Origin of the sequence: Porticoccus sp. (assembly GCF_041592135.1) — a bacterium.
Taxonomy (GTDB): Bacteria; Pseudomonadota; Gammaproteobacteria; order Pseudomonadales; family Porticoccaceae; genus Porticoccus.
The window spans coordinates 1-10,989 of record NZ_JBFHQR010000072.1; the positions used below are offsets into that span (position 1 = coordinate 1).

Here is a 10,989-nt window from a genome sequence, read left to right on the forward strand (position 1 = left end):
GATGTCGAGCCGTCGCCTGCAGGCGCCGTGCCCTGCTCATTTGTGCCACTTTTTCTGCTGTTCAGCACCCGGTGATCCGGCCAGATTCTCGGCGCCGAGCAGGATAACTTCAATTTCTTCGGTAATTTCCTCCTGTCGCAGCACATTGCAGGCCCGGGCCAGTTCCGCCGATTCCTCCTCCAGATGTCTGACGGCTCCCTCCAGGTGGGCGACCCGATGGTGATTTTCCGCCATCAGGGAGGTGAAGAGCACCCCGTGCAGGACGGCAAAGAGGTATTGTTCCGTCAACTGCAGCAGGAATTCCCGCGGGGGCAGGTGCAGCAGGGGCGGGTGGCCGAATGCCGCGGTAGCTTTTCCAGCCAGTCCTGGCAGGTTGTGGAAAGGGGGGAGCAGCCGCTGCTCCCGAATCTGTGCGGCGCTTTCGTGGTATAGGCACACCAGCGACAGGGGCCCCCGACCTTGTTGCAGTTGGCTGAGTTCGCTCACCAGGCGGTTGAGCAACGGGGATACTTCTTCCGTGACCCCGGCGCCATCCAGTGCGATCGAGACGCGCGGGTCGTCATCCAGCAAGGTGCAGAGTTTGTGTCCCACGGCCAGCACACTGGCCAGGCCTTCAGGGGACTGCGGTTTGCTGTTCAGGTGCTCCAGCAGGGCATGGTTGAAGTCGCCGCAAAACCCCCGATCGGAGCCAATCAACAAGTAGACGGTCGCGGTGTTTTCAGTGTCGGGCAGTGTCTCGGGGAAAAACTGCAGGAAATCCGCTGCGACCTGCTCGATGCTGGTGACCACCTGTTGCTGGGCATCGAGAAAGCGGGCCAGTTTGCGGGTTTCCATATAGGCCAGGGTTTTCATGGAATTCATGATCTCCTGGATTTCCCCCAGGCTGTGGCGGTGCGCCTCAAGGCTGCGCCGGCGGCTCACGGGGTGCTGTCCCCAGCCGACGCGCTCAGCCAGTCGGTCAGGGCGCGGCTCCAGTCCTGCCGCGGGCTGTCCAGTTCCAGGTCGCTGGCGACGGCCTTGTTGTGGAGTCGGTCCAGGGTGCTGTTTAGATGCTGCAGATCCAGGCCGTCCAGCAGGTGGTCGTTGAAAGCCACCAGCCAGGCCATCTGGGCTGTTGCCGGCAGTGGGCAGAGGCGATCCTGTTTGAGAATTTCCCGAAGCAGCTGGCCGCGCCGAATGGCTGTCTCCATGGTCGCCTCAAGGCGTGCGCCAAAGCGGGTGAAGACCTCCAGCTCCTGGAACTGCAGGTAGTCCAGCTTCATGCGCCCGGCCTCCTCCTTGACGCGGGGGTGCTGGGCCTGGCCGCCGATGCGTGACACGGACAGGGCAATATCAATGGCGGGTCGAAAGCCGCCGGCAAACAGGCCGCGATCCAGGTACACCTGGCCGTCGGTGATGGAGATCAGGTTGGTGGGAATATAGGCGGCAATCTCGCCGAGTTGGGTCTCGACAATGGGCAATGCCGTGATGCTGCCGCCGCCCTGGGCGGCATTCAGGCAAGTGGCCCGCTCCAGCAACCGGGCGTGCACGGAAAAAATATCGCCGGGATAAGCCTCCCGCCCCGGGGGGCGCCGCAACAGCAGCGACAATTCCCGGTAGGTGCGGGCGTGGGTGGAGAGGTCGTCGTAGATCACCAGCACATCGCGGCCCTGCTGCATCCAGAATTCCGCGATGGCGCAGCCCGCAAAGGGTGCCAGCTGCTGCAGTCCCGGCAGGCCACTGGCTTCTGCGACCACCAGGGTGGTGTAGTCGAGGGCGCCAAACTCCCTGAGGGTGTCCATGACATTGACCACGGTGGAGCGTTTTTGGCCGATCAGCACATAAACGCAGTACAGGTCCTGGCCCCGTTGATTGACCACGGTATCGATGGCCACGGCACTGCGCCCCAGGCCCTCGTCGCCGATCAATAGCTGCCGCTGCCCCCGACCAATGGGAATCATGGAATCGATGATCTTGATGCCGGTATAGAGCGGTTTGTGGACAAAATCCCTGGCCACAATGGGCGGGGAAAGTGCTTCCAGGGGCTGCCAGCTGGTGTGGGCCGGTGGCTCGCCGCCGTCCAGGGGGCGCCCCATCGGATCGACCACCCGGCCGAGCAGGGCATCACCCACCGGAATGCTGAGGGCGTGCCCGGAGCGCTGCACGGTGGTGCCTGACGTCAGTGTTGCCGTCTCCAGCAACAGCACGGCACCAATCATGTTCTCATTGAGGTCGAACACCATGCCGCGGCTGCCATCGGCGAACAGCAGCACATCGTCCATGGCGGCGGAGGGCAATCCGGTAATCCAGGCGATACCGTCACCCACCGCGACCACCGCGCCCTGCTCCTGGATGCGCAACCCCGGCTGATAGTTGTCCAGCCATTCTGACTGCCGTTGCAGCGGGGGGGATGGCTGGCCGCTGCGGCTGATGGAATCGTTGTCGGAACTACTGCTCATGTTGTGCCAATTCCGCGAAGCCGCGCAGTTCATCGCGCAGGTTGGCCGCCAGTACCCAGGCCCCGATGGTGATCCGCAACCCGGCCAGCAGCGACGGGTCCTCCTGAAACCGGGGCGTCCCCGTCCAGCCATTGTGGCCGAGTGCCTGCCGGAGTTGCTGGCGCTGCTGTTCCGGCAAGGGATAGGCACTGGTCACGGTAATGGTGTTGGCCGACACCCCGTTGTGGGCCTGCAGTGCCGCTATGCGTTCCGGGGACAATTGCCCGAGTTCGCCGATGGCGAGTTCCACCAGCCGCTGCTCCGTCTCGGCCCCCGTCGCCTGGGTTAACAACTTGCCGGCAAAGCGGGCGCCCAGGGCGAAAGCGTGCTCTTCCAGTTTGCGCTGGGCGTCCGCCAGGCGGCGGGCCTCGGCGACACGGGCCTTTTCCCGCTCCTGTTGCAAGCTGTCCCGCAGGGCCGACAACTTTCGGCTGCGCTCCGCCTCCAGCTCTCCGCTCAGGGTGTCGCGGGCCTGCTGGCGCTCCTGATTCCAGTGCTCCAGGCGTGCTTCATACTGTTGTTTCAGTTTGTCGGCATCGGCGTGCAGGGCCCTGGCATCGCCGAGGGTTTTCTCCACCCCCGCCTGGCGCTTGGCAATGATGGCCAGTACCGGCTTGTAGAGGAAGTGCTTGAGAATCCAGATCAGCACCAGGAAGTTGATGATCTCGAGCAGAAAGGTGGACCAGCTCAATTCCACAGACGGGTTCCTCGTTGATCAGGTGATGGCATGGTGTGACGGCCCCGGCTACTGGCCGAGGTATTGCAGCAGGGGGTTGCGGAACAGGATGATCAGTACAATCACCAGCACGTAGATGGCCAGGGATTCGATCATCGCCAGTCCGATAAACAGGGTGCGCATAATCGAGCGCTCCGCCTCCGGCTGCCGGGACAGGGCCTCCAGCGCCCGGCTGATGGCCCAGCCCATGGCGATAGCCGGCCCCATGACGCCCAGCGCGACGCCAAAGACGGCGGCCACCGTGGAAGCCAGGGTGAAGGTGGAAAGGTCAGTCATCGGAATCTCCTTGCCCTTCTGCAGGGGATGATTGTTGTAGACGGGATTGTTGTGACTGGATGCCGCCGGCCACGTAGATCAGGGCCAGCATGCCAAAAATGTAGGCCTGCACCAGCGCCTCGATGATGTGCAGCATCAGGATGGGCACCGGGGCCAGGAACCCCGCCACCAGCAGGATCAGCAGCGCCGCCATTTCCAGGCTCATGATATTGCCGAACAGCCGCACCGCCAGTGCCACGGTGCGGGTCACTTCACTGATCAGGTGGAAGGGCAGCAGGATCGGACTCGGCGACAGGTAGTGGCGCAGGTAATTGCGAATCCCCTGGATGCGAATGCCGTACCAGTGGGTGGACAGGAACACCAGTATCGCCAGCGCCGCCGTGGCGGAGAGATCGCGGGTGGGGGAGTGCACTCCGGGGATCAGTCCACTGAGGTTGGCGATCACCAAAAAAATCCACAGACTGCCAATCAGCGGCATGATCTGGCGGGCGTGTTGCGGCGCGGCGTCCGCCACCGCCTGCTCGATCACTGACACGATTCCCTCCGCGGCGGATTGCACGCGCCCGGGATTGTCGACACGTAGGCGACGGGATACCAGCCAGGCAAATAGCCCGATGATCCCCATGATGGCCCAGGTGGTGACCACAGTCGCCGTAATATCGACAGGACCCAGCCGGAACAGGGGGTGGATCATGACCTCCGGGTTATCCATGGCGTTATTCCCGAATAAACAGGTAGACGTTGAGGGCGCCGATCATCACCCCCACCAGAATCAGGCTCAGGGTCCAGCGGCTGGAATAGACCGGAACCAGGCTGTCCAGCCATTGGCCCAGATAGGCGCCGCCGACTACCGGCAATACAAACAACAGCCCCAGGGTGCCGATGTAAACGGTCTGGCCGAGCAGTGTGGGCTTTTCCCGCTCGGCTTTTTCCATCCGCTTGATCTGGCGTTCCACCTGCTTTCTCAATTCATCCGGATGCGGCATGGCTTATCCTGCCTTTTTTGGAGCCCAGTTCCCACAGCCGCTTGAGCACCTCTTGCTCCATGCGCCGGAGGCTTTCTTTCATGGTGTGTAGCTGCTCCTCTTCCGCCAACAATTGTTGCTGCAGGGCCTGACTGATGCGATTGAAGTTGTCGTCCAGCAGGTAGCGGCGGGTGCTGAGGGTCAGCACATTGTCGCGGAAATAGAGCACTGCCCCGGGCAGGGCCAGCCATTGCCATTGCTCACCGTTTAGCTGAAAGCGCGCCAGCCCAATCACCAGCATCGTCATCATGCGCTGGTGGTCGGCGAAAATACCGAAGCTGCCGGACCTGTCCTCACCCACAAATGAGGTAACACCCTCAATCTGTTGAGTGCGGGTCGAGTCCTCGAGTCGCAGGGTAAAGGCCTTCACGGGGCGCTCTCCGCCATGGTGCCGCGCATATAGCAGCGCTCCTCGGGTACGTCGTCGTAATCGCCGCGCAAAAAGCCCTCGCAGTCGGCGATGGTCTGTTCCAGGGGTACCGACACCCCGGCAATGCCGGAGTGGCCCGCGGTACTCCAGAAGGGCTGGGTCAGGTAGCGCTGCAGTTTGCGGGCGCGCATGACGATTTTCTGGTCTTTGGGGGACAGCTCCTCAATGCCGAGCATGGCGATGATATCTTCCAGTTCGCGGTAGCGGGCCAGGTGTTCCCGCACCCCTTCCGCCACATCGTAGTGGCGCGTACCCAGGGTGTGGCGGTCCATCAACCGGCTGCCCGATTGCAGCGGGTCCACCGCCGGATAAATGCCCTTGCCCGCCTGGGTGCGTGACAGGATCACGGTGGTGTCCAGGTGGCTGAGGATGGCGCTGACCGCCGGGTCGGTCATGTCGTCCGCCGGCACATAGACGGCCTGCACCGAGGTGATGGCGCCGAGCCGGGTGGAGAGGATGCGGTCCTGCATTTCCGCCACCTCGGTGGTCAGGGTGGGTTGATAGCCGACGGTGGCGGGCATCCGCCCGAGCAGGCTGGACACCTCGCTGCCCGCCTGCACAAAGCGGAAGATGTTGTCCATCACGAACAGCACTTCCTTCTGCAGGCTGTCCCGCAGGTACTCCGCATAGGTCAGCGCCGACAGGCCGATGCGAAAGCGCACCCCCGGGGATTCGTCCATCTGGCCGAACACCATCAGGGTTTGCGGCAGCACCCCGGCCTTGTCGATTTCGTGCCAGAGTTCATGGCCCTCGCGGATGCGTTCGCCGACCCCGGCGAAGACCGAGACCCCCTGGTGCAGGGTCGCCACCGCGTGCATGAATTCCATGATCAGCACCGTTTTGCCGACGCCGGCTCCGCCGAACAGGCCTGTTTTACCGCCTTTCACAAAGGGGCAGAGCAGGTCGATGACCTTGATGCCGGTCTGCAATACCTCGCCCACACCAACGGCGTCGCTGAGGGGCGCGGGTTTGCTGTGGATATTGCGGTATTCATGGGCCTTCAGCGGCGCTTTGCCATCCAGTGGCTGGCCGAAGATATTCAGCAGTCGGCCCAGACAGTCGGGCGACACCGGTACATGCAGCGGCGCGCCGGTATCGAACACCGTCATGCCCCGGTACAGGCCACTGCTGCGATGCATCGTGATGGCCCGTAAATGATGTCCATCGAGGTGTTGGTGGACTTCAAACAGATAGGTTTCGTGGTCGACGTGGGCGCACAGCGCCTGGTGCAGGGGAGGCAGAGTATCGCAGGCAATTACCACCACCGGACCGTGGACTTCCACAATCGCCCCGATGGAGGTTAATCCCTGTTCCCGACAACCCAGTGGTTCAGTCATGGCAAAAGTATATCCCTAAAATTCGCGGCAAACAGGGGCCCCGGTTGCGGCGGGCGCGGGTTCAGTTTTGCGCCCCGGCAGCGCCGTTGGTCAGCACATCCTCGCCGGTTCGCTGGCGAATTTCCTCCCGCCGCTGCTCCGCCAGCTGCTCCTCCTGGTGACTGAGGCGGCTGCCCACCCAGCTATCCATCAGCTTGGCGGTGACCAGGTCGCCGCTGACATTGATGGCGGTGCGACTCATGTCGAGGATGCGATCCACGCCCATGATCAGCGCGATGCCGGCGGCGGGGATGCCCACGGTGTTCAACACCATGGCGAGGATGACAATGCCGACGCCGGGGGTGGCCGGTGAACCGATGGAGGCGCCCACGGCGGTAATCACGATCAGTGCCATGCCACCCAGGCCCACTTCGATGCCGAATATCTGGGCCAGGAACATGGCGGCAACCCCCTGATAGAGGGCGGTGCCATTCATATTGATGGTGGCGCCCAGGGGGATCACGAACTGGGATACCGAGGGCCGGACGCCGAGTTTCTCCTCTGCGGTCTTGATCGACAACGGCATCACCGCCGCCGAACTGGAGGTGGAAAAGGCCAGCAGCAGCACCTCTTTTACGGAGCTGATGAAGGTCCTGGGGCTCATCCGTGCGGTGAGTCCGATCACCAGCAGGTAAAACCCGAACATCAGCAGCAGGCCGAGCAGCACGGTGCCCACGTAAACCGCCATGCCCAGCAGGGCGTCCAGCCCCAGTTTCGCGGTCAACTGCACCAGCAGACCGAACACGGCAACGGGCGCCAGCAGCATGGCCCAGCGCACCACGGTCATGCACACTTCCTGCAACGAACCCATCAGATCCAGCAACGGCTTGGCCTGCACGGGCGACATCATCACCAGTGCCACGCCGATCACCATGGCAAAAATCACTACCTGCAACATGTTGCTTTCCACCATGGAACTGAGGGGATTGGAGGGCAGCAGGGTGACAATTTTCTGGGGCAGCTGATCAAAGACCGCCCCCTGGGCCGGGGCCTGATCGAGATTGGGCACGGCGCTCAGGGTGGCCTGCAACGCCTGGCTGTCGACGTACTGACCGGGCTGGATCAGGTTGGCCAGGGTCAGGCCGATGACAATGGCGAGGGCCGTGGTAAAGATGAAATACAGCACTACCCGCAGGCCGATTTTCTTCAACTGCTCCAGGTCTTCCGTGGCCGCCAGGCCGCGGATGATGGAGGCGAACACCAGCGGGATCACCATCATCTGGATCAGGGCCAGGAACAGCCTGCCCGGTAGCGCGATCCAGTCGCTGGCGGTGGTGGCAGTGGCCGGGCTGATTAGGCCCGTGCTGGGGCCCATGAGAATACCCACCGCGATGCCGAGCACCATGCCCACCAACACCTGTAACCACAGGCGACCGCGCACCAGGCCCTGCAGGGAGTCGCTCAGGTATTTCAAAGAGCGCGGGTGCAGGGCCTCTACGGTGGTCTTGAGGACAGCATGATTCAGTAAAGCCAAGCGGATATCCCCAGGCGGAGGTTTCTGTAGCCGGTGCCAGATACTTTCGCATATCTCACCGGCGGACGGTAGCGCTCCCGACCGGGACGCTAGGGATGCTCAATGCGCAGCAGCACATCCATACTCTGCGTCTCACCGGATGCCGCCTTGACCTTCAGTTTTTCGGTAATCGAGTATTCCAGTTCCATCCCAGCGTTGGGGGACATTATGTCCTGAATATAGCCCACATAGAGGCGCGGGGTCAGGTACTTGCCGGCGGTGAGGGCGCTCTCCCGGACTCCCGCTTCGCTGGAGACGGTCAGGGTATCCAGCCCCAGGTAATTTTGCAGTTGCCGGGTCAGCCCCTCGCTCTGGCTGAACCCCAGTGCCGTGGCGGCATTGCTCAGGGCGGTGGCATCGGCCTGGGAGGCGCTGGCCAGCGGTTTGCCGGTGATCAGCAATGCCATCGCCTCTGTCTGCGGTAGCGAGGGCGTGGCGAACACTTCACTGGTCAGGCTGTCCGGCATGCCATCAATGCGGATGCCCACCAGGGTATTGTCCACCGTGCGCGAGGCGCTGAGGTGAATCAGCGGGCGGTCGGGATCGCCCTGGAAGATCAACCTGCCGCTATCGATACTGAGTCGCTGGCCATAGGTGCGGTAGCTGCCGTCGTGGATTTCCAGGATGCCCCGTGCCCTGGCGGGCTGCTGTGGCTGCTCGGTCATGTTCAGGTCGCCGCTGAGACGGCCCTTGATGCCAAAACCGCTGAACTGCACCTGATCGCCCAGCGTCACACGGATATCTGCCCGTATCGCCTGATCAGGAGCGGGCGCGCTGGCTGCCTCGGGTTCATCGACAATGACCTGATCGGCGGACACTGTGACCGCGCTGGCGGGCAGCTCCTTGAGATGAATGCGGGCCGCGGTCACGCCGACGGTGCCGTTGATCGATAACCGACCTGGCTCTGCCGCGACGGTCAGGTCGGGACTCAGGCTGGCGCTCAGGTTTTCCAGTTCCACGGCCTGCACATCTTTGCCACTGAGCTGGAGCTGGCTGTGCCAGTCATCCGGCCGGTTGAACAGCAGTGAGCCTGCTATTGCCAGCACGCCCTTGCCGGAATCCAGCGTGCCGCTGACCTGCCAGTCGTGCTGCTGCCGGTGGATCAGGTTTAGCTCGCCATGCTGCACATCGATGCCCAGTTCCGGGACATGGGCCGACAATTCGGACAGTCTGAGCCCGCCGCTCAGGCGGGGCTGCCCGGTGGTGCCGCCCAGGGTGACGGTGCCGTCGGCCCGCCCCTTGAGATCCTCCAGCGCCAGCACAAAGGGGTCGAGCCAGTCCAGGGAGCTGAAGTGCAGTTGCGCCTCGCCGGCCAGCGCCTGGCCCTGTTGCAGTGGCCATTGCAAACTGGCCTCGACCTGGCCGCTGTCCAGCAACCGGGACTGCGCGCTGAGTTGCAGCAACTGCTGCCGCAGCGTTCCGGTGAGCGAGGTTTCCCGCAACGCCATCACCCGCGTGGACTGTTCATCCATGCGCAGCTGCAGCAGCGGTGCGTGCAGCGACCACTCCCCGCGCAGGTCGTCCGGCTTGCCACTGAGCAGGAGTTTGCCGTCCACCGCCCCCGACAGGCTGCTCTGTTGGGGCAGCCAGCCTTGCGCCAGACTGGCGGGCAGCTGCTGCAGGGCCAGATCCAGTGCGACGCCCTGTTGGGCATCCCAGTGGCTGGTCGCGCAAATCCGTGCCGCCTGCTGTTGCCAGCAGTGCTGTGCCAAACTGATGTTCGATGGGGAAAGCTCGCTGTCCACCGGCTCCTCCAGTTGCCACAGGCCAATTGCGGGTGAACGGATCTCGCCCGACAGCAGCCGAGTCCGCCAGCGATCTTCCCGCCAGTGTCCGAGACCGGTGAGTTGCAGAGTGCCCTCCCGGTGTTTCAGGGAAAGCTGGTAGCGGTGGTCTGCCACCAAGCCGGTAGCCTGCAGGCTCAGTTGCTCGAGATGGAGTGGGGACAGATCGAGATCCTCAGCGGTCAGTTGCAAGCGCTGCTGGCCGGCTTGCTGCCGGGAGAAGCTGGCGTCGAGCCGGGTCAGGCGCTGGCCTGCCAGGGCCAGTTGTTGGCCGCGCAACTTGCCCCGCAGCTGGGGTTGGTCACGGCTGCCGGTGAGCAGGCCGTCCCCCTGCAGTTTGCCCGCAAGTGGCGGGTAGAGCGCGGCGAGGTTGGACGCATCCAGTTGCCAGCGCAGGTTTAACTGCTCCCCTGCGGTGCCGTCCAGCAGCAGGCTGTTGGCGCCGATGCGGAGTTCGAGCCCCCGTCCGGAAACCTCCCCAGGCCGATACCCCAGCTGGCCCCGGAGGCTGAGGGGATAGCCGTTCAACTCGCCGGTGATCTGTTCGATGGCCGCGTTCAGCAACAATTGCTGCGCCCCATAGCGGCCATCCAGTTGCAGCCGGCCCCCGAGCTCCCCGCTCAGTTCCCCGCTGAAGTGGCCGGGGCGCAACCGTTCCAGGTCAATCTGCAAGGTGCCGCTGAGGGCTTCGCGCCAGTGCAGCGCCCCTGTTGCCAGGAGCTTGCCGACGTCGCTGTCCAGGGTCAGCTGTTCGATGCTGAGGCCGTCGGGGTCGCCGCGACTGCTCAGGGACAGTTGCAACGGTGGCACCAGGGGCTGGGCCGGCAGGCTCAGTTGCAGCGAACCCTGCAACCGGTAGTCCGCCAGCGTGCCGCTGCTCTCCAGTGTTCCCGTCGAGGTAACCGCTGTATCCAGTCCCGGCAGCAGGGTGTTTTCCAGTTGCCAGCGGTGGGTCAGCCGGGCGCGGAGGTGGGCGGGGTCGAGTCCGAGCTGGCTGCGGTCGAACCCCGTGTCGAGGCCGCCCCCGCTGTCCAGGGCAAAGGGCGACAGCAGTTGGTGTTTCAGGGTGACGGTGGCCAGGTTGCCGCCCACCGCCAGGGTTCCGGCATAGCGGGGTTGGCCGGTTTCGCTCAGCTGCCACGAAGCGCTGAGGTTGAGACGGTAGGGGGGCTGGCCGCCCAGTTTGCCCTCGATGGCCAATTGTCGATCCGCTTGTACCAGCGCCAGTTGGTCGAGTTGGATGCCCAGCAGGTTGATACTGCCCGTAGCGGTTAGCCGTTCCAGCTCCAGCCGGTGCTCCGGGTCGCGGTAGCGCAACTGGCGGATCTCTAGCGCCTTGAAGCGAATGGGCAACGTGCTGGACAGGGTCGGC

10 protein-coding genes are annotated in these 10,989 nt (G+C 63.7%); all 10 read right to left on the reverse strand.

The genetic code is table 11. From position 1 onward, the window contains the following. Positions 1-36 precede the first annotated feature (36 nt). Positions 37-921: a F0F1 ATP synthase subunit gamma gene (locus tag ABY948_RS07750; protein ID WP_461481955.1), complete on the reverse strand. Its 885-nt coding sequence runs from the start codon at positions 919-921 to the stop codon at positions 37-39. Further along, a complete protein-coding gene (locus ABY948_RS07755) occupies positions 918-2,438 on the reverse strand; it encodes a F0F1 ATP synthase subunit alpha (RefSeq protein ID WP_461481956.1) in 1,521 nt (506 codons plus the stop codon). Before ABY948_RS07755 ends, ABY948_RS07750 begins: the two co-directional genes overlap by 4 nt. Next, positions 2,428-3,174 (reverse strand): F0F1 ATP synthase subunit delta, encoded by a 747-nt coding sequence (locus ABY948_RS07760; protein WP_461481957.1) that lies wholly within the window; start codon positions 3,172-3,174, stop codon positions 2,428-2,430. The genes ABY948_RS07755 and ABY948_RS07760 overlap by 11 nt, the downstream gene beginning before the upstream one ends. Positions 3,175-3,222: 48 nt before the next feature. Beyond that, positions 3,223-3,489 (reverse strand): ATP synthase F0 subunit C, encoded by a 267-nt coding sequence (atpE, locus tag ABY948_RS07765; RefSeq protein WP_461481958.1) that lies wholly within the window; start codon positions 3,487-3,489, stop codon positions 3,223-3,225. Next, a complete protein-coding gene (locus tag ABY948_RS07770) occupies positions 3,482-4,201 on the reverse strand; it encodes a F0F1 ATP synthase subunit A (protein WP_461481959.1) in 720 nt (239 codons plus the stop codon). The genes atpE and ABY948_RS07770 overlap by 8 nt, the downstream gene beginning before the upstream one ends. Before the next feature lie 4 nt (positions 4,202-4,205). After that, positions 4,206-4,475, reverse strand: coding sequence for an AtpZ/AtpI family protein (locus ABY948_RS07775; RefSeq protein WP_461481960.1), 270 nt, complete (start codon positions 4,473-4,475; stop codon positions 4,206-4,208). Then, the gene (locus ABY948_RS07780; RefSeq protein ID WP_461481961.1) at positions 4,459-4,884 is read right to left on the reverse strand and encodes a F0F1 ATP synthase subunit epsilon; all 426 of its coding nucleotides are present in this window, start codon (positions 4,882-4,884) and stop codon (positions 4,459-4,461) included. The genes ABY948_RS07775 and ABY948_RS07780 overlap by 17 nt, the downstream gene beginning before the upstream one ends. Then, the gene (atpD, locus tag ABY948_RS07785) at positions 4,881-6,281 is read right to left on the reverse strand and encodes a F0F1 ATP synthase subunit beta (protein ID WP_461481962.1); all 1,401 of its coding nucleotides are present in this window, start codon (positions 6,279-6,281) and stop codon (positions 4,881-4,883) included. The genes ABY948_RS07780 and atpD overlap by 4 nt, the downstream gene beginning before the upstream one ends. Before the next feature lie 61 nt (positions 6,282-6,342). Next, positions 6,343-7,794 (reverse strand): dicarboxylate/amino acid:cation symporter, encoded by a 1,452-nt coding sequence (locus ABY948_RS07790; protein WP_461481963.1) that lies wholly within the window; start codon positions 7,792-7,794, stop codon positions 6,343-6,345. A gap of 89 nt (positions 7,795-7,883) precedes the next feature. Beyond that, a partial coding sequence (locus ABY948_RS07795) for a translocation/assembly module TamB domain-containing protein (RefSeq protein ID WP_461481964.1) occupies positions 7,884-10,989 on the reverse strand: 3,106 nt, incomplete at its 5' end.